The organism is Streptomyces sp. NPDC034037 (genome assembly GCF_055575715.1).
This window is the reverse complement of the sequence record NZ_JBVISC010000004.1, coordinates 352,148-369,982: the sequence shown is the minus strand read 5'-3', so window position 1 is coordinate 369,982 and position 17,835 is coordinate 352,148. Positions and strand designations below refer to the sequence as shown.

Here is a 17,835-nt window from a genome sequence, read left to right as displayed (position 1 = left end):
AGCCGGGAGGCGGCGTTCGGTATCGCGCACCGTCTCTCCCGTGCAACCCAGGCGTCATCGCCCTCCCGCGCGCCTATTCTGAGGAAGCATGGGGGACGGGGACGGAACGCGGGGAGCCGTGGGCGCGGGGGTCGAAACCCCGCCCGAGCACGGCAGTTGGCGGGTGCGGCTGCGGCGGTGGGCCGCCTCGGGGAGCGGTGACGTGCTCGGCGCGGGGGTGCTGTTCGGCGGCGAGCACGTGCTGACCTGCGCCCATGTCGTGCGCGATCCGGCGACCGGGCTGCGGCCCGACCGGGTGCGGGTGGAGTTCCCGCTGCTCCAAGGTCTGACCCGCACCCCTCAGCGGACCGCGACCGTGGCGGCCGGGCACTGGGTGCCCGCGTTCGGCAAGGCGCAGGGCGACCTGGCGGTGCTGGTCCTGGACGAGCCCGCGCCCGTGCCCTCGCCGGTCACGCTGCACCGCACGCTCGACTACCGGGGCGCGCCGGTCCTCATCGACGGCTTCCCGGAGTACCGCTCGGGCGGGCAGTGGCTGACGGGCGTCTGCCGGGGCCCCGGCGGCGAGGGCGACGAGCGGGTGCAGATCGACCTGGGCGGGGCGGGCGGGCTGCGCGGCGGGTTCAGCGGCTCGGGGGTGCTGGAGGAGGGCGGCGACCGGCTGCTCGGGATCGTCGTGCAGGCCGACGAGAGCGGCGAGCACGGGTACATGATCCCGGCGGCCACGGTCGCCAAGTACTTCCGCCGGTTCGCCGAGCGGTACGTGAGCGGCCCGCACGCCGTGCCCGGCCACCGCGTCGTCTCCCGCGAGGCGGCCCGCGCGGCCCGCCCGCACGGCCTCCAGCGCACCGTCACCCGCTGGCTGGAGGCCGCCGCGGACGCCTGGGACACCGAGGTCCTCTTCATCGCCGAGGACGACGAACGGGCCCGGCAGGCGCTGTACGTCGTACTGAACATGGCCGACCGGGAGCAGGCGCCGCACCTGGCCGCGGGCCCGCCGCCCGGCTGCGGACCGCAGGCCCCGGGCGCCGGTCCGCCGGGCACCGGTACGCCGCTCCTGTCCCGCGCCGGGATCGCGCCCCGGGCCGGCAGCATCGCCCTGGTCCTGGACCTGGAGGGCGTGGCGCTCGACGACCCCGGCCGGCCGGAGGTGCGCGACGCCCTCGCCGTGCTGCGGCACGAGCTGCGGCACGCGGCGCGGCGGCCCACCGGCCCGGCCCGCGGGCCCGCCGTCGCCGTGCTGCACGCCGACCGCTCGCCGACCGAACCGGCCACGGCGGTCCGCGTCCTGCGGGAGCTGGCCGAGGCGGGCGCGCGGCTGCTGCTCGTCGTGCGCGACGGCACCCACGGGTTCCCCTACGCGATGGCCGAGCGGCTGCTGCCCGCCGACCGGGCCGCGCGCTGGCTCGGGCGGATCGGCGTCCGCGTGGACGAGCTGGCCGACACCGAGCGGCGCGCGCGGTCCCTCTTCCACCGGGTGGAGCCGCACGTCGTGGATCCGCCGGCCGCCACCGGGTACGCGGCGCGGGCCGCGCTGTGGACCGTGCAGCTCAGCGACGAGCTGCGGCCGCTGACCGGGCGGGGCGGGCCGGGCCTCCTGGAGAAGCTGAGCCGGGCCGAACAGGCCGTGGACACCTATCTGTTGCGGGCGGCGGCCGTGGAGAGCGAGCTGCGGGAGATGCTCGACGAGCATCTGCGGCTGCGCGCGCTGCTCCGCGACCATCTGGCACGGCTGGCCCGGCGCGGCCTGACCGAACACCCCGACGCGGTCGGCCCCTACCGCGAGGCGCAGCGGCTGCTGATGGCCGGTCCGTGTCCGCTCGCCGACGCCGAGCGGGCCGTCGAGGCCTTCGCCCGCGTGGCACGGCGCCTGGCCGAGACGGACGGTGACACGTGACGCCCGCCCAGACCTGCCCACACCCCGACACGACCCGCCCCCACCGCGAGGCACGGCGGCTCCTGATGGCCGGCCCGTGTCCGCTCGCCGACGCGGAACGGGCCGTCGAAGCCTTCGCCCGCGTGGCACGGCGCCTGGCCGAGATGGACGGTGACACGTGACGCCCGTCCAGACCTGCCCACACCCCGACACGACCCGCCCCCACCGCGAGGCACGGCGGCTCCTGATGGCCGGCCCGTGTCCGCTCGCCGACGCCGAGCGGGCCGTCGAAGCCTTCGCCCGCGTGGCACGGCGCCTGGGCGCGGTGGGCGGTGGGGCGTGATGTCCGGCAAGGCCTGTCCGCATCCCGGGTGTTCGGGCACGGTGACGCCCACCGGTTTCTGTCTGGCCAGCGGGGAGCGCGTGGACCCCTCGACGGGGCGGCACTCCACGGAGCCCGCCCGGCCCCCGGCCCCGGCGCCTCGCCCGGAGACGAGCCCCGCCCCACCCCCGTACCCCTCCCCGGGCCTCCCCCGCGAGCGCGCCTCGTCCCGGCAACGGAAAGCCGGCGCCGCCCCCTCGGCGCGCCCGGCGCGGGTGACGCTCCCGGCGGAGAACCCCGACCCGACGGTCCTGCCCGAGATCGCCCTGCGGGACCGCGCCGACAGCGCCGACGCGGAACCGGGCGCCCCGGGCGACCTGCCGCTGCCGCCCGGCACCCTGCTCGCGGGCCAGTACCGCCTGGTGCGGGCGCTCGGCTACGGCGGGATGGGCGAGGTGTGCCTGGCCCACGACACGAAGGTCGACGGCCGCGCCGTCGCCATCAAGATGCTCCACGCCGAGCTGGCCACGGACTCGTACAGCCTCCTCAAGGGCGAGCGCAGGGAGCTGGTCGAGCTCAACCACGACGGTTTCATCCGGGTGTTCAACTACGGGCACCATCCCGGGGTCGGGGACTTCCTGGTCCTGCAGTACGTCGACGGCCTCAACCTCGAAGAGGTGCGGGCGCGCGCCCGCGAGCACCCCGAGGAGTTCGGCCACGCGCGGTTCAGGGAGTTCGCGCTCGCCTACGGGGTGCGGATCCTGGCCGGGCTCGCGTATCTGCACGCACCCGGACGCGGCAAGGTCTACGGCGACCTGAAGCCGCCCAACGTGATGCACGACGGGTCCACCACCAAGCTCGTCGACGTCGGCAGCGTGCGCCGCGCGGGCGCGCCCGGCCTCACCACGCCCCTGTACCGCGCGCCCAGCGTCGGCGACCACGGCGAGTCCGAGCCGCAGGACGACCTGTTCAGCCTCGGCGAGACGCTCCGCACCCTGTGCGGCCTCGGCGCGAGCCGCCACGACCTCGCGGACCTCGCGGCGCTCGACCCGCTGGACGACGCCGCGGCCGGACACCGCGGGCTCGGCCAGGTCTCCCTCGCCCGCGCCCTGCGCCGCGCCACCCGCACCCGGCGCGCCGACCGCTTCGCCACCGCCAAGGAGATGGAGGAGCAACTGCGGGGCGTGTTCCGGGAGTTGCGGTCCCTGCGCACGGGCGTGGAGACCTTCGAGCCGTCGCCGCTCTTCCTGCAGTCCGCGTACGCCCTGGACGCCGGCCTCGGCTCCGCCCCCGAGGTGTCGCGCTGGGCGGCCCCGCCGTCCGCGCCCCGCCATCCGCCGCCCGCCCCGCCCGAGGTGGCCCGGCGCCTGCCCGTGCCGCGCCCCGACCCCGACGACGACCACCACGGCGAGCTGAGCAGGCTCAGCGACGACGACCCCGTGGCGCTGCTCCAGCACACCGGCGACTGGCGGGACTCCCCCGAGGTGCATCTGCTGCGCTGCCGGCTGCGGCTGCGCACCCGGGAGCGGACTGACCCCGAGGCCCTGTCCGCCGCCGAGACCGCGCTCGCGCTGGCCGAGGATGCCATCGGCCCCGCGCGGGCCCCGCACGACTGGCGGCTCGACTGGCACCGCGGGCTGCTCGCGCTCGCCCGCCGCCAGGTCGCCGAGGCCCGCGACCACTTCGACCGGGTGTACGGCGCGATCCCCGGCGAGTACGCGCCCAAGCTGGCCCTCGGGCACTGCGCCGAGCACCTTCGGCGGCCCCACGAGGCGCTGACGTTCTACGAGGCCGTCCGGCTGCGCAACCCCTCGCTGGGCAGCGCGGCCTTCGGCGCCGCCCGCGCCCGGCTCGCCCTCGGCGGCCCCGACGCCCTCGCCGACGCCATCGCCGCGCTGGACGCGGTGCCCCAGCACTCCCGGCACCGCACCGCGGCCCGCACCGCCGCCGTGCGCGTCCGCGCCGACCACGCCCGCGACGCCGCGGGCCTCGGCACCGCGGTGCGCGGCCTCGCCGCGCTCTTCACCGCGCACGGCCTGACCGACGAGCAGGCCCGGGTGCGGATGAAGGCGGAGGTGTGGGGCGTGGCCCACCGTCTGCTCGCCCCCGCCGAGGGCGCCCCGCGGATGACCGGCGCCGAGCTGCGCGCGATCGCCGAGCGGGCCGACCCGCTGCTCGACTTCCCCCGCGACGAGCGCGGGCTGTGCAAGGACCTGTCCCGCTTCTACCGGGGCCTGGCCCTCCAGGCCGCCCGCGACGCGCCACCGCGGGACGCCGAGGTCCCGCTCGCCGAACTCCTCTTGGACCGCGCCTACGCGGTACGCCCCTTCGCCTTACGACACCACAGGGACACCCCATGGCCGGGCAAGAAGATCAGGACCTGGATCAGGAACAGCACCTCCGCGCAGCGGGGCGGATGACCGGGGCCGGGGCGGGGCCGCGCGCCCGCGTCACCCTGGAGGTGAGCCAGGTCGTGGAGCTGGCGCGCCCGCGCGGGTCCGCCGCCGAGGAGCCCGCGCGGATGTACGCGGTCCTCACGGTGACGGTGCGCAGGCCCGGCGCCCCCGCGCCCCGCGCGGCGGACCGGCCGGCCGGGCCCCGGCTCGCGCAGGTGCTTCTGATCGACCACTCCTCGTCCATGGTGCTGCCGCCGAGCCGGCTGGCCGCCGCCCGCGCGGCCGCCGTGAGCGCCCTCGCCAAGCTCCCCGACGGCTCGCTGTTCGCGCTGGTCGCCGGGGGCGACAGAACCGCGATGATCTATCCGAGGCGGCCCGGGTTCGCCGTCGCGCACACCGAGTCGCGGGCCGCCGCCGAGGCCGCCCTGCACGACTGCACCCCGGGCGGCGGCACCGCGATGGGCACCTGGCTGGATCGGGCCAGGACCCTCTTCCGCGACCACCTGCCGGACGCCGGACCGGGCACGCACCTGCGCCACGCCCTGCTGCTCACCGACGGCAGGAACGAGCCCGGCTACGAGTCGCCCGCGGAGCTGCGCGAACGCGTCGAGCGGTGCGCGGGCGCCTTCGACTGCGACGTCGTGGGCATCGGGGACGCCTGGCAGACCGAGGAACTCCTGCTGATCGCGGGCGCGCTCAGTGGGCGGACCCGGGCCGTGGCGGACCTGACCCGGCTGCCCGGCGAGCTGGCCGCCCTCACCGGCCGCGCCGCCGCACGCGACGTGACCGGCCTGCGCCTGCGGCTGCGCCACCGGGCCGGGGTGCGCCCGCACTCCTTCGAGCAGGTCCACCCGACCCGCGCCGCCCTCGACCCCGCCCACACCGACCTGAGCGGCGTGCGCAGCGGGGCGGGCGGCCCCGTCGTGGAGTACGCCCTCGGGCCGTGCGGTGAGGAGACCCGCGCCTACCTGCTGCGCGTCGGCGCGCCCTACGACCCGGCGCAGCTCGGCAGGGAACTCCTCCTGACGGAAGTGGAGATCGACACCGCCGGCCCCCCGCAGGACGTCGAACTGCCCGACCCGCGGCCCGTCCTGGTGCGCTGGACCGACGACGCCGACCTCTACAGCCGCCTGGACCCCCAGGTCGCCCACTACCGGCACGAGGAGGAGCTGCACCGTGCCTTCGAGCGGGCCTGCGCCGAGCTGAAGCGGGGCGCGCGGGAGGCGGCCGAGGCGCTGCTCGGCACGGCCTGGCGGCTCGCCGTCGCGACGGGCGACACGGCGATGCGCGAACACCTGCGCCGCCTGGTGCGCGTGAGCGACGCCGAGCGCGGCACGGTACGTCTTCTGGACCGCGTCACCCGCTTCGACGTGGAGGCGGCCCGCATCCAGTCGAGCATGACGGTCCTGCCCGGGACCCGCGCCACCGGTGACCCGCGGTGAGCGCGTCGTGGCGGGCGGCGCGGCTCGTCACCGCCGCCGTGCTGCGCCGCCTGCACCGCCACTTGTGGCCCGCCCCGCTCGACGCGCACACCCGCAACCGCGTCTACCTGCGCGAGCGCCTGATCGCCCTGCCGCTGCTCGCCGTCGTCGCGTCCCTTTCGCTCGGCTGGGCGTACGCGGACGTCCGCGCGGACGCGGCGGCGCTGCGTGCGAGCCGGCTGCCGGCCCTCGCCGACCTGGCCGACGCGGAGATGTCCCTGCGCATCGCCGACCGCGAGGCCGGAAGGAGCCTGCGCGCCGGGGAGTCGGTACGGCTGTCCGGCATCGGCAGGCGCTACCTCTCCCGCACGACGCGGGCCACGCAGCGCCTCAACCAGGTGGCCCGCAGCGGCGCCCTGACCACCGCCGAGCGCCAGGAGCTGGACGTGGTCTCCGGGCTCGTCGTCGACTACGGCAGCTGGATCGTCTTCGCGCAGAACAATGTCGGCGACCCGGTCCTGCGGGACACCGGCCTCTCGTACGCCCGCAGCATGCTCTGCACACCCCCCGTGCCGCCCCGCCGCACGGGCCCCGGCGGCTATCCGCCGTGCGAGCCCGGCACCGGGTCCGACGCGACCGCCGTGGTGGACCGCATCTCCGCGCTGGAGACGAGCCTGCGCGGCCGGCTCGCCGAGCGGGCGGCCCTCGGCGGCGGTGTGCTCGCCGCGTCCGCCGTCGCGGGCTGCGCGCTCGTCCTGCTCGCCACCGGGCTGTGGCGCACCCAGGTCTTCCTCCGCCACCGCTTCCGCCTGCGGGTCAGCGTACCGCTGCTCGCGGCCGGGCTGCCGCTGCTCGCCGTGCCGTTCCTGGCCGCCGACGCGGTGCTCGCCCACCGCGCGCAGCAGCGGGTGGTGACCACGGCGGGCCGGCTTGCGGACGCGACGTCACCGGCGATCGAGTCGACCGTCGACGAGCGGCCCCTGGGCCCCCCGCACCCCGGCCTCATCTCCTCCCTGGCCGCCCGGGCCGACCACGAGCTGGCCCGGGGCCGGCTGGCCGCGCTCGACGGGGTGGCGCCCTGGGTGGGGCCCACCGGGCTGCTCGACGCGGGCCTGATCTACGCCACCCTGCACGCCTACCGCCGCGAGTACGTCCTCATCTCCCGCTCCGGAGCCGCCGCATGACCCGCGCCCACGCCGTCCTGCGCGTCTTCCTCGCGGCCTGCCTGCTCGCCGTGACCGCCGGGGCCTGCGCCGGACGCCCCGACGAGACGCTCGTCGTCCTCGGCCCCTGGACGGGCGACGAGGGCGAGGCGTTCGAGGCGATGCTGAACAGGCTCGACGACGGCACCGGGCAGACGTACACCTACCAGGGCACCCGCTCCCTGCGCGAGACCCTCGTCGCGCAGCTGGAGGCGGACGCCCCGCCCGACGTGGCGATCCTCAACAGCGTCGGCGAGCTGACCGAGTACGCCCGCGCCGGCCGGCTCAGGCCGCTGCCCGCCGCGGCCGCCGCCCGCGCCTATCCGCCGTGGGCGCCGCCGCTCTCCGTCGACGGCACCCGCCGCACCTACTGGGTGCCGCTCAAGGTCGACCTGAAGAGCCTGGTGTGGAGCCGGGCGGGCGAGTCGGCCAGGGCGCCGAGGTGGTGCGTGGGCCTCGCCTCGCAGGCCACCTCCGGCTGGCCGGGCACCGACTGGATCGAGGACATCCTGCTCCACCGGGCGGGCCCCGAGGTCTACGCCCGGTGGGCGACGGGCCGGCTCGGCTGGCGCGACCGGCGGGTCCGCGACGCCTGGACGACCTGGGCCGCCCTGCTCGGCGAGCGCTCCAAGGAGTCCGTCGACCAGTCGCTCACCATGCCGTACGCGGGCACCGCCGACCCGGCGGCCGGGGGCGGGGCGGCCCCGCGCGGGCTGCTCGGCTCCATGAGCCCGCGCTGCACGCACGAGCACCAGAGCGCCTTCATCCGGTACGTCTACGCGCACGACCCGGTGCGTGTCGACCCGTCCGCGGGCTTCCTGCGCGGCCGGTCCGCCCAGGACGGCGCCTACGAGGTGGCGGGCGACATGGCGGCCGTCTTCGGCGACAATCCGGCGGCCCGCACCCTCGTCCAACGCCTGTCGGGCCGGACGGCCCGCTCGCTGTGGCGGTCCGAGGCGAAGGACGCGCTGCGGCCGCTCTTCCCCGACGCCGCCGACCCCCAGCCGAGCGACCCGACCGGGCGGCGCATCGCGCGGATCCTCACCGAGAAGGCCCGCACGCTCTGCTTCGACGCCTCGGACGTGATGCCGCCCGCCCTGCGCGACGCCTTCCACCGGGCCGTCCTGCAGTACTTCAGGAACCCCGCGGAGCGGCGCCTGGACGAGCTGCTGGGCCAGCTGGACACCGTCCGCCGGGACGCCGTGCCGGACACCGGGCCCGGCGCCCTGCCCGTCTCGGGGGTCTGCGCCCCGCCCGGCGGCTGAGGCGGGCGGGGGCGTCAGCGCCGGAACTCCTCCGGGCAGGGCGTGCCGCGGGGCAGCTGGTAGGGCGAGCCGAGCCGGTAGGTGCCGGCCTTCGGGGCGAACAGCTCGATCCACTTGTCGCCGTTGTGGTCCTCCTCGGCCTCCAGCAGGCAGCCGTTGACGTTGTCGTACTCCCTGGGGGCCGACTCGTCGTCCGCGCGCCGCCGCTGCGACTGAGCGGTCTCCCGGGGCGGCTCCAGGCCCTTGCCCCGGGTGTCGACCACGCTCACCCACGGCGAGTACGGCACGCGGATCAGCACACGCCCCGGCTTCTTCACGCGCAGCGTCATCTCGCCCTGCTCGGCGCGCTGCACGACGGCGTTCGGCTCGGCGAGCGGCGTGGGGTCGGTGACCTTGTAGAGCCGCCAGTCGGAGTTGCCCCACACCTGCTTCAGGTAGGGCAGGCCGTCCGAGATGAGCTGCGTCTCGCGCTTGCCGCCGTCCCCGTCGGGCTCGCCCTTGGGGAGCACGACGTAGTGCACGGCCCAGCGCTTGAGCCAGTCGTGGTAGTTCGCGGAGTTCAGGGTGTCGTCGTAGAAGATGGGGTTGCGCTCCATGTCCGCCTGCCGGTTCCAGCCACGGGCGAGCTGGAAGTAGGGGGCGAACGCGGACGCCTCGCGGTGGCTGCGCGCGGGCACGACCTCGACGCGGCCCCGCTCGGCGCCGTGCTCCTGCAACTCCTTGATCAGCGGGGTCGCCAGGTCACGGGTCCAGGACAGCACCGGCCGGGTGTGCACCACGTCGTCGCCGGCCTTGAACCCGACCCAACCGGTGAAGCCGACGAAGGCCAGGACGACCGCGTACCACTTGCGGGACTTCGGCACGGTGTACGGCAGCGCGGCGATCAGCACGACGCCGGCGAAGGACATCGCGAGCCGGGTGATGTTGGAGCCGATCTGCGAGCTGATGATCCACACCCCGAGCACGAAAGCCGCGTACACGGCCGTCGTGATCCGCACGGTCTTCCACTGCTTCGGTACGAGGAAGTAGACGAGCCCCGCGAACAGCAGCGGCAGCGACGCCGACCAGAACGACATCGGCTGCGTGCCGGAGAAGGGGAAGAGCCAGGCGGAGAGCCCGACGACCACGGCGGGCGCGACCCCGAGGGCGTACGCGCCCGGGTAGCGCTTGCTGAGGAAGAGCGCCACGGCGACGAGCCCGACGAACAGGCCGGCCACCGGGCTGCCCATCGTGGCGAGCGCGGCGAACGGCGCCGCGACCAGCGCCTTCGCCCACCGCTTGTAGCGCCAGCGGTGCGGCCAGCAGAACACGGCGGCCACCGCCATCAGGGCGAACATCTGACCGAGGCCGTAGGTCACGCGGCCCGACACGGCGTTGCAGAACAGCGCGAAGAGCCCCGCGAGGGCGGGCCACAGCGGCTGCTTCACCGCCCGGCTGCGGACCAGGATCAGCGTGAGCAGCGTGGCGGAGAGCGTGCCCGCGATCATCATCGTGGTGCGCACACCGAGCACCGACATCAGGTACGGCGAGATGACGCTGTACGACACCGGGTGCATGCCGCCGTACCAGGCGAGGTTGTACGCCGAGTCGGGGTGCCGCCCGACGAACTCGGCCCAGGCGTCCTGCGCCGCGAGGTCACCGCCGCTGTTCGCGAACGCGAACACCCACACGACGTGCAGCACCGCGGCGAGCACCGTCACGACGGCGACCGGGTGGCGCGCCAGGCGCGTGTGCCACGAGGAGGCGGCGGTCGGCGCCTGGGGCCGGCCGGGCGAGGAGGAAAGCGGTATTCGCGGAGCGGCGCCGGGGCTCACGCCCTCGCCGCCGTCCGGCTCGGTGTCTTCGTCGGCGCGCGTCGGCTCCGCTGTGGCCACTGAAGGCTCTCCCCGTGTCGTCCTGTCCCCCCGGGGCGGGCCGACGGGCGTCCGTCCCGGAACACCCCGATCTCAGCCCCGGCGTACTGCCCCCCGAGCTTGTGACGCTAGCACGCACGCGCGGGGGGCAGCCCCCCGTGGGCCGCTCCCCCGCGCGTGCTCGGCGGGTTTCGGCCGCGCCCTCGCCGGGCGCGGCCGCCCGCGTCAGCCGACGCGCTTCAGCTTGGCGCCGAGGCCCGGCTCGGCGAGGTCCTTCTGGAGGGCGACGGGCACCTCGACGGCCTCGCCCTTGCCGTCGCCGACGCTCAGCACGCCGACCTTGGTGCCGGCCTTCGCCGTGTGCGGGACCGCCTTGCCCTTCAGCTGTTCGAGCCGCAGCTTCACCGTCAGGCCCGACCAGCCCACCGCGGAGACGTTCTCACTGGCCACGACCGGTGTCGTGCCGCCGAGGCCGTCGTCCACCCGGCCGACGACGTCGCCCTTCTTGACGATGGTCTTGGCGGTGAGCGCCTCCTGCCCGGCCTCGATGAGCTTGCGCGTCACGCCGGTGACCGCGTCGATGTTGGCGACGCCGTCCTTGCCGAACTGGCCGAGGGCCGCGCCGATGATCGTCTGCGTCTCGCCGCCCACCTTCTTCTCCGCGGCGAAGAGGATGTTGCCGCCGGCGGCGGTGGTGGTGCCGGTCTTGATGCCGATGGCGACGGTCGGGACCAGGCCGAAGAAGTTGTTCTGCTTGTCGCCGTTGAGGTCCTTGTAGCTGGGCTGGCGGGAGATCTCGTTGAAGACCGGGTTCTCCATCGCGGCGCGGCCGAGCTTCACGAGGTCCTCGGCGGTGGAGACGGTCGTCTTGTCCAGGCCGCTGGGGTCCGTGTACCGGGTGTTCTTCATCCCCAGCTCCTTGGCGGTCTTGTTCATCTTCGCGACGAACTCGTCCTCGGAGTGGCTCTTGGTGTCCCAGCGGGCGAGCAGCTTGGCGACGTTGTTCGCCGACGGCAGCATGACCGCCTGGAGCGCCTCGTACTCGGAGATCTTCTGGCCCTCGGTGACCTTGACGACGGACTCCTGCTCCGCCTTGCCGGTCTCGTAGTGCTTCTGCGCGGCGGCGTCGACGGGGATCTTCGGGCCGTCCTCGCCCTTCTTCAGCGGGTGGTCGCGCAGGATGAGGTAGACCGTCATGACCTTGGCGATGCTCGCGATCGGCACCGGCTTCTGCTCGCCGGACGTGCCGAACGTGCCGATGCCGTTGACGTCCATCGCGGCCTGCCCCTCGGCCGGCCACGGCACGGACGGCTTGCCGCCCTCGAAGGTCACGCTCTGCTGGGCGGTGAGGTCCAGGGTGGGCGCCGGCAGCGGACGCACGGCCTGTACGACCGCGAAGACGACCACCAGGAGCAGGACCAGCGGCGTCCAGATCTTGAGCCGGCGCACCGCGGTGCGCGTCGGGGTCTCCGGCGGCGGCGGGGTGTTGGTCAGCTCGGCGAGCAGGTCGAGCGGCGGCTTGGGCGGCACCGGCTGCTGGGTCGTACGCTCCACGGGCGGGGGCGCCTGGGAGGCGTCGGCCTCGGCGGCGGGGGCGTCGGCCTTCGACGCGGCGGCGGCGGGCTTGGCGGACCGCTCGTCGAGCGGCTTCAGCGCGACGAACTTGCTGGTGCGCTCGGCGTCCCGCTCGGCGGTCGGGCCGGCCTCGGCGGAGTCCTGCGCGGAGTCCTTTGCAGTGCCCTTTGCGATGTCCTTTGCGTCGCCCTTTGCACTGGCCTTCGCGCTGTCCTTCGCCGGGCTCTTCGCGGCGCCCTTGGCGGGTGCGTCGCCGCCCAGCTTGAGCATGGTGGTCGGCTGATCCACCTCGGGCTTGACGGTCGGCGCCCGGAAGACGGCGGTGGCCTGATCCACACCGGTGGAACCGGCGCCCTCGGCCTCCTCGGCCTCGTCCCCGGTGTCGCCCTTGCCCGAGGTGCTGCCCTCAGCGGCCGCCTTTGCCGAGGCGGCGGCCTTGGCGGCGTCGCCGGCTTCAGCGGCCTTGTCGGCGTCGGACGCGGCCGAGGCGTCGTCGCCCTCCGCGCGGTCGGACCTGGCCCACGCGGGGGCCTTGGCGGCACCGGAAGCGGCCGAGACGGCGTCCCCCTTGCCCGAGCCGGTCTCCTCGCGACCTGAATCGGCCGAGGCGACAGCCTTAGCAGCAGCGCCGGACTTGCCCGGGGCGCGGTCACCCTTGCCCGAGCCGGACTCCTCGCCGCCCGACTCGGCCGAGGCGGCGGCCTCACCGGTGCCGGGCCTGGCCGCGTCGCCCTTGCCCGAAGTGGTGTCCTCGGCGGCCGACTTGGCCGACGCGGCGACCTTGGCGGCACCGCCGGCCTCTGCGGCCTTGGCCGCGTCGCCCTCGGCGGAGGCGGTGTCCTCGTCGGAGTCGCCCTGCGCGGAGGAGGACTCCGCCCCGGGGTCGGCGGGACCGTCACCGCTCCCGGCGCCCGCGGCGTCCGCGTCCTCGTCCTCGTCCGACGTGGCGACCCACGCCGCCACCGCCTTCCGCAGCCGCACGTCACCGTTCGCCCCGCCGCCGGAAGCAGCCGCCTGCGAGGGCTCCGAAGCGTCCGACGTCTCCGAAGCCTCGGAGGTCTCCCCGGCATCCGCCCGCGCCGCGGGGATCTCACGGGTGATCGCTAGCCGCGGGTCCCGTTCATCCGATGCCGGCGCTGAAGGGTCCGCCGCAGTCGGGTTCCCCGACGACTTCCGCTGCTTCGACCTGTCGGGGGTCTCGCCCGCCACCGATGCCTCCTCGTACCTGCGCCAAATCCGGGCCGGACCCACTGTCCGAACCGTGTACCAGTGTCCTGTGTGAGGGCTTAAACCCCCGTGGTAGACGAGAACGACATACCTACTGGTTCCCGTACATCCCGCCCACGCGCTCTCGACAGACCAATGTGAGAGGGGTCACCCTGTCACTCATCCACGCGGGGAGGCATGGATGGGCAGGAGCCGCAGAACAATTCCGGAGGAGCTTCTGCTGCTCGCTTTGGACCCGGCCACGGGTACCACGGCGCAGCCGCAGTCGCTCGACCTCGGTCTGGCCGGAGCACAGCTAGTGGAGCTGGCGCTGGCCGGACGGATAGCCCCAGACGGGGATCGTATCGCCGTGGTGATGCCACGGCCGACCGGAGATCCGACTCTGGACTCCGCACTGGAGCTGCTGCGCAGACGCGGCAGTCCGGTTCGGGCGGTCCACTGGATCGGCGGGCCCCGGCTGGGGCTGCGCCAGATTTACCTCTCGCATCTGGAGCGGTGCGGCATGGTGCATGCCGTGGCGGGCCAGATGTGCGGAGTACTGCCGACGACTCGCTACCAGGCGACGGACACGGCGATCAGCCGGGACATCAGGGCCCGGCTGGACTCGGCGATCCGCACCGGCGTACCGCCGGACCCGCGGACCGCGGCGCTCGCCGCGCTGGCCCACGCGGTCGGTCTCGGCAAGCATCTGTACCCCGGGAACGAGGGGCGTTCATCGCGCTCCCGCCTCCGGGACCTGATCAGGCACGACCCCATGGGCGGCCTCGTGGCGCACGCCGTGATGGACGTCCAGAACGGCGTGGCGGCCCAGCCGCGCCGCAGCGCCGCACCGGCGGGCCCCACGGGTCCCGGCGGCCGGCAGCCGGCCAGGGCGGTGGCGGACGCGGACGGCATCCCGATGCAGCCGCGCCGCGGATCCATGGCACGCGCCGTGGCCCACTGAGGCACGGCACCGCACAGCACCGCACCGCACCACCGCCGACGCACCGCGTCACCGGCGGGCAACCGCTCAGCAGTACGTGACCGCTCAGCACCACCGCACCATTACCAGCGCCGCGCCGCAGTCCCCCGGGCCCGGTTCGGGAGCCGCTGGGCCGCGCGGGGAGGGGTACCGGACCGTCCGGACGACGACACCCCGGGACCACCGCCCCGCGCGGCCGCACACCCTGCGCCGCGCCCCGCGGCGCCCAGGGGCCGGCCCGCGCCCGCCTTGGTCCGCCCGCACGTTCGCACATCCGCTGTTTCCCAGCGGTGCCCCGCACGTTGGTGGCACTCTGCTGAGCAGTAGATACGCAAAGTCGTGGCAGGCAAGCCGGAGGTGCGCGTCCCGTGGCGTCCAATGTCAATCCCACCGTCAGACGACGTCGTCTGGGCCAGGAGCTGCGCCGGCTCCGCGAGTTGAAGGGCATGACGGCCGAGGAGGTCGCCGAGCGCCTGCTCGTCTCGCAGTCGAAGATCAGCCGCCTGGAGAACGGCCGCCGCTCGATCAGCCAGCGCGACGTGCGCGACCTCTGCGGTGTCTACGAGGTCGAGGACCACCGCATCGTCGACTCCCTGATGCAGATGGCCAAGGACTCGCGCCAGCAGGGCTGGTGGCACTCCTTCGGCGACATCCCGTACAGCGTGTACATCGGGCTCGAGACGGATGCCGCCTCCTTGCGCGTGTACGACCCGCAGGTCGTCCCCGGCCTGCTCCAGACCCGCGCCTACGCCGAGGCGCTCATCACCGGCGCGCTCCCGGAGACCACGACGACCGACATCGAGAAGCGGGTCCAGGTGCGCATGCGCCGCCAGGAGCGCATCGCGGCGCCGGAGAACCCACTGCGCCTGTGGACCGTCCTCGACGAGTCGGCGCTGCGCCGCGTGGTCGGCTCGCCGCAGCTGATGCGCGACCAGCTGGAGCACCTCCTGGAGCAGTCCCGGCTGCCGCACGTGACGGTCCAGGTGATCCCCTTCGAGCTGGGCGCCCACCCCGGGCTCAACGGGCAGTACGCCATCCTGGAGTTCCCCGACGCCGCCGATTCCAGCGTGGTCTACATCGAGGGCGTCACCAGCGACCTCTACCTGGAGAAGGCGAACGACGTCCAGCAGTACAGCGTGATGTACGAGCACCTGCGCGCCCAGGCGCTGAACGTGGACCAGTCCCGCCGCCTCATCGAGGAGATCGCGCAGGGCTACGGCCGCTGACCGAGCAGCCCGGACACCGCCCCACCGGGTAAATCGGCGCACGGTACACCCTTGCCTCGCCGCGGCGGAAGACCCCCCTGGTATATGCCATCCGGTCGAGTGAACGCTCCCTTCATGCGCCGAAGTTGGCGAGTAGCGTCCATCACGCCATCGAGCACAAGCGTTGGCATCCACCGCGGCGACGCGGCGACAGCAACTCAACGACTGGGCAAAACGGAGAGACCATGGCAATCCAGCAGGGCGTTTCGCACATGTGGGTCAAGTCCTCGTACTCCACCGGCAACGGCGCGTGCGTCGAGGTCAAGTCGCCGCAGGCGACCGGCATCGCGGTGCGTGACTCCAAGGTGACCGAAGGCCCCGTCCTCGCCTTCCCCGCCGACTCGTGGAACGCGTTCGTCACCGAGGTGAGCCGGGGGGCTGCCGGGCTCGCGTGAGACTGCGGCACCGGCCGGACCGACCGGCCCCCGGAAGAACAACCGCAGCACCACAACCGCATAGGCACCACCGTATGAGCCCTCTCGACTGGCCCGCCGTCCCGGCCGAGGGGGCTCGGCCATGCGCCCAGCGGCGCCGCCCGGCTCAGCGCAGCCGCTCAGCGCAGCAGGTCGACGTACAGGTCCGTGCCCGGCACCGTCGGAATGAAGGGCGCGACCAGTTCCACCCGGCCGAGGCCCGACGCGGCGACGGCGGTGTCCCGCCCGGTGAAGTGCGCCTCCCAGCACGCCCGGGGGTCGTCCTGGAGGAACCACAGGAGTGTCAGCCGGGTGTCCACCGCCTCGACCTGCTTCACGTACGTCATCCGGTCCCCGGGCAGCGGGGTCGGCCGGAAGAGCGTCACCATCGCGGCCGGCGATCCGGCGAGCGCGCCCGGCAGGTGCCGGGAGCACAACCACTCCAGCAACGCGGACCTGCGGTCCGGGGCTTCGGCGTCGATGACCTCGAGGACCAGGCCCTGGTAGGGGTGGTCGAGCGCGTGGAAGTCGCGCGGGCCCACCGCGCCGTCGCGGTAGACGGTCGCCTCGTGGTCCTGGAAGGCGGTGAAGACGTGGGTGCGTTCCTGGTGGACGCGGCCGTCGCGGTTCAGCCGCTTGTTGATGCCGACCGTCCACTTCATGTGGTCGGCGTAGCGCCCCTCGGTGATCCAGTACGTGGAGAGGTAGCAGCCGGCGGTGACCGGCTCGGCCACGGCGGAGCGGGCCGGACAGCGCAGGAGCCGGAGGTCGCGCGTGGCCACCCAGCGGCGCCCCGCGTACATCCAGGGCATGGCCATCGCGCCCGCGTAGTAGTGGTCGTCCTCGTACCAGCGGTTGTACGCGCGCTCGTGCCCCGGATGCGGCTCGACCATGGTGATCAGGGCGTGCCCGGGGTGCACGCCGTAGGGGCCGACGGCGGCCAGCTCGGCGTACGGGTCGCTGCGGGTCTCTCGCGCCACGGCTCTGCCCTGCCTCTCTCTTCCTTCCTCCGGTGGACGCCCATACTCTGACGCCCCGTCAGACAAACTGCCAGAGCCGGGAGGCATCCCATGGCGCCGTCGTCGCTCCTCGCGGGAAAGACCGTCGTCGTCTCGGGCGTCGGCGCGGGACTCGGCCACCAGGTCGCGGCGGCCGTCGTGCGCGAGGGGGGCAACGCCGTGCTCGGCGCGCGCACGGAGGCGAACCTCGTCAGGACGGCCGCCGAGATCGACCCCGGTGGCGCGCGCACCGCCCACCTGGCGACGGACGTCACCGACGAGGGCCGGTGCCGGGCGCTCGCCGCGCTGGCGTGTGAGCGGTTCGGGGGGATCGACGCGGTCGTCCATGTCGCCGCCTGGGACAGTCACTTCGGGGGCCTGGAGGACGCGGACTTCGAGACGTGGCGCGGGGTGCTGGACGTCAATCTGCTCGGCACCCTGCGCATGACGCGCGCGTGCCTGCCCGCGCTCAAGGAGCGGCGGGGCGGTGCGGTGGTCCTGATCGGCACGCAGTCGGCGGTGGCAGCGCCCTCGGAGGTGCGGCAGATGGCGTACGCGGCATCGAAGGGGGCGCTGACCTCCGCGATGTACTCCCTCGCGCGGGAGCTGGGGCCGCACCGCGTCCGGGTCAACACCGTGCTGCCGGGATGGATGTGGGGGCCGCCGGTGGAGGCGTACGTCCGGTTCACGGCGGGGTCCGAGGGGGTGCCGGAGGCGGAGGTGCTGGGGCGGCTCACCTCGCGCATGGCCCTGCCCGACTTGGCCACGGACGCGGACGTCGCGGACGCGGTCGTCTTCCTCGCGTCCGAGCGGGCCCGTGCCATCACCGGGCAGTCGCTGCTGGTCAACGCGGGGGAGCTGATGCGGTAGGCGGGTTCACCTCCAGTCAGATATGTGAACCCGGATCAGCTTTCCGAACGAATTTGCCTGCTCTTGACCTTACCCCCCGTTGTCGCCGACGTGTGCCCGAACCCACGATGAGCACGCACTTCCGGGCCGTCCACGGCCCCCACGGCCTCGTGTGGCGAAGTGCGAGCCATTCAGCGCAGTTCACCAGGCGGACC

The 17,835-nt window shown here is 74.5% G+C and carries 14 protein-coding genes; 11 read left to right on the top strand and 3 right to left on the bottom strand.

What is annotated here, in order from left to right; genetic code table 11:
• Positions 1 to 88: 88 nt before the first annotated feature.
• The 7 genes from ACZ516_RS16880 to ACZ516_RS16850 all read left to right on the top strand — a co-directional run bounded on the left by ACZ516_RS16880 (position 89) and on the right by ACZ516_RS16850 (position 8,479).
• The gene (locus tag ACZ516_RS16880) at positions 89 to 1,894 is read left to right on the top strand and encodes a trypsin-like serine peptidase (protein ID WP_469010791.1); all 1,806 of its coding nucleotides are present in this window, start codon (positions 89 to 91) and stop codon (positions 1,892 to 1,894) included.
• Positions 1,891 to 2,055: a hypothetical protein gene (locus ACZ516_RS16875; protein WP_469010789.1), complete on the top strand. Its 165-nt coding sequence runs from the start codon at positions 1,891 to 1,893 to the stop codon at positions 2,053 to 2,055. The genes ACZ516_RS16880 and ACZ516_RS16875 overlap by 4 nt, the downstream gene beginning before the upstream one ends.
• Positions 2,052 to 2,216 (top strand): hypothetical protein, encoded by a 165-nt coding sequence (locus tag ACZ516_RS16870; protein ID WP_469010787.1) that lies wholly within the window; start codon positions 2,052 to 2,054, stop codon positions 2,214 to 2,216. Before ACZ516_RS16875 ends, ACZ516_RS16870 begins: the two co-directional genes overlap by 4 nt.
• 254 nt (positions 2,217 to 2,470) lie before the next feature.
• Positions 2,471 to 4,615, top strand: coding sequence for a tetratricopeptide repeat protein (locus ACZ516_RS16865; RefSeq protein WP_469010785.1), 2,145 nt, complete (start codon positions 2,471 to 2,473; stop codon positions 4,613 to 4,615).
• Complete coding sequence (locus tag ACZ516_RS16860) at positions 4,552 to 6,033, top strand: VWA domain-containing protein (RefSeq protein ID WP_469010783.1); 1,482 nt, start codon at positions 4,552 to 4,554, stop codon at positions 6,031 to 6,033. The genes ACZ516_RS16865 and ACZ516_RS16860 overlap by 64 nt, the downstream gene beginning before the upstream one ends.
• On the top strand, positions 6,030 to 7,196 hold the full coding sequence (locus tag ACZ516_RS16855; protein WP_361078012.1) for a hypothetical protein: 1,167 nt from the start codon (positions 6,030 to 6,032) through the stop codon (positions 7,194 to 7,196). The genes ACZ516_RS16860 and ACZ516_RS16855 overlap by 4 nt, the downstream gene beginning before the upstream one ends.
• Positions 7,193 to 8,479 (top strand): extracellular solute-binding protein, encoded by a 1,287-nt coding sequence (locus ACZ516_RS16850; protein ID WP_361078015.1) that lies wholly within the window; start codon positions 7,193 to 7,195, stop codon positions 8,477 to 8,479. Before ACZ516_RS16855 ends, ACZ516_RS16850 begins: the two co-directional genes overlap by 4 nt.
• 14 nt (positions 8,480 to 8,493) lie before the next feature.
• Here ACZ516_RS16850 and ACZ516_RS16845 read toward each other — a convergent pair whose 3' ends face one another.
• Together ACZ516_RS16845 and ACZ516_RS16840 are read right to left on the bottom strand one after the other, a co-directional pair.
• Positions 8,494 to 10,353, bottom strand: coding sequence for an MFS transporter (locus ACZ516_RS16845; RefSeq protein WP_358700736.1), 1,860 nt, complete (start codon positions 10,351 to 10,353; stop codon positions 8,494 to 8,496).
• A 204-nt stretch (positions 10,354 to 10,557) separates the two neighbouring features.
• On the bottom strand, positions 10,558 to 12,888 hold the full coding sequence (locus ACZ516_RS16840; protein WP_469010781.1) for a D-alanyl-D-alanine carboxypeptidase: 2,331 nt from the start codon (positions 12,886 to 12,888) through the stop codon (positions 10,558 to 10,560).
• Between the two features lie 427 nt (positions 12,889 to 13,315).
• Here ACZ516_RS16840 and ACZ516_RS16835 point away from each other — a divergent pair, with 427 nt between their 5' ends.
• The 3 genes from ACZ516_RS16835 to ACZ516_RS16825 all read left to right on the top strand — a co-directional run bounded on the left by ACZ516_RS16835 (position 13,316) and on the right by ACZ516_RS16825 (position 15,755).
• Entirely contained in the window at positions 13,316 to 14,077 is a 762-nt protein-coding gene (locus ACZ516_RS16835) for a GOLPH3/VPS74 family protein (protein ID WP_358588457.1), read from the top strand.
• 386 nt (positions 14,078 to 14,463) lie between these two features.
• Complete coding sequence (locus tag ACZ516_RS16830; protein WP_358588455.1) at positions 14,464 to 15,321, top strand: helix-turn-helix domain-containing protein; 858 nt, start codon at positions 14,464 to 14,466, stop codon at positions 15,319 to 15,321.
• A 224-nt stretch (positions 15,322 to 15,545) separates the two neighbouring features.
• Positions 15,546 to 15,755 carry a DUF397 domain-containing protein gene (locus ACZ516_RS16825; RefSeq protein ID WP_358588453.1) on the top strand — a complete coding sequence of 70 codons (210 nt, stop codon included), beginning with the start codon at positions 15,546 to 15,548 and terminating at the stop codon, positions 15,753 to 15,755.
• 158 nt (positions 15,756 to 15,913) lie between these two features.
• Here the strand turns inward: ACZ516_RS16825 and ACZ516_RS16820 are convergent, their stop codons facing one another.
• Positions 15,914 to 16,753 carry a hypothetical protein gene (locus ACZ516_RS16820; RefSeq protein ID WP_469010780.1) on the bottom strand — a complete coding sequence of 280 codons (840 nt, stop codon included), beginning with the start codon at positions 16,751 to 16,753 and terminating at the stop codon, positions 15,914 to 15,916.
• Positions 16,754 to 16,843: 90 nt separating this feature from the next.
• Between ACZ516_RS16820 and ACZ516_RS16815 the strand changes: the two genes are divergently transcribed.
• A complete protein-coding gene (locus ACZ516_RS16815) occupies positions 16,844 to 17,641 on the top strand; it encodes an SDR family oxidoreductase (RefSeq protein ID WP_469010778.1) in 798 nt (265 codons plus the stop codon).
• Positions 17,642 to 17,835: the final 194 nt, after the last annotated feature.

What these genes read in the sequence shown, in the direction of transcription:
- ACZ516_RS16880 (WP_469010791.1), top strand. Translation starts at nt 89, where the DNA reads ATGGGGGACGGGGACGGAACGCGGGGAGCCGTGGGCGCGGGGGTCGAA.
- ACZ516_RS16860 (WP_469010783.1), top strand. Translation starts at nt 4,552, where the DNA reads ATGGCCGGGCAAGAAGATCAGGACCTGGATCAGGAACAGCACCTCCGC.
- ACZ516_RS16850 (WP_361078015.1), top strand. Translation starts at nt 7,193, where the DNA reads ATGACCCGCGCCCACGCCGTCCTGCGCGTCTTCCTCGCGGCCTGCCTG.
- ACZ516_RS16835 (WP_358588457.1), top strand. Translation starts at nt 13,316, where the DNA reads ATGGGCAGGAGCCGCAGAACAATTCCGGAGGAGCTTCTGCTGCTCGCT.
- ACZ516_RS16825 (WP_358588453.1), top strand. Translation starts at nt 15,546, where the DNA reads ATGGCAATCCAGCAGGGCGTTTCGCACATGTGGGTCAAGTCCTCGTAC.
- ACZ516_RS16815 (WP_469010778.1), top strand. Translation starts at nt 16,844, where the DNA reads ATGGCGCCGTCGTCGCTCCTCGCGGGAAAGACCGTCGTCGTCTCGGGC.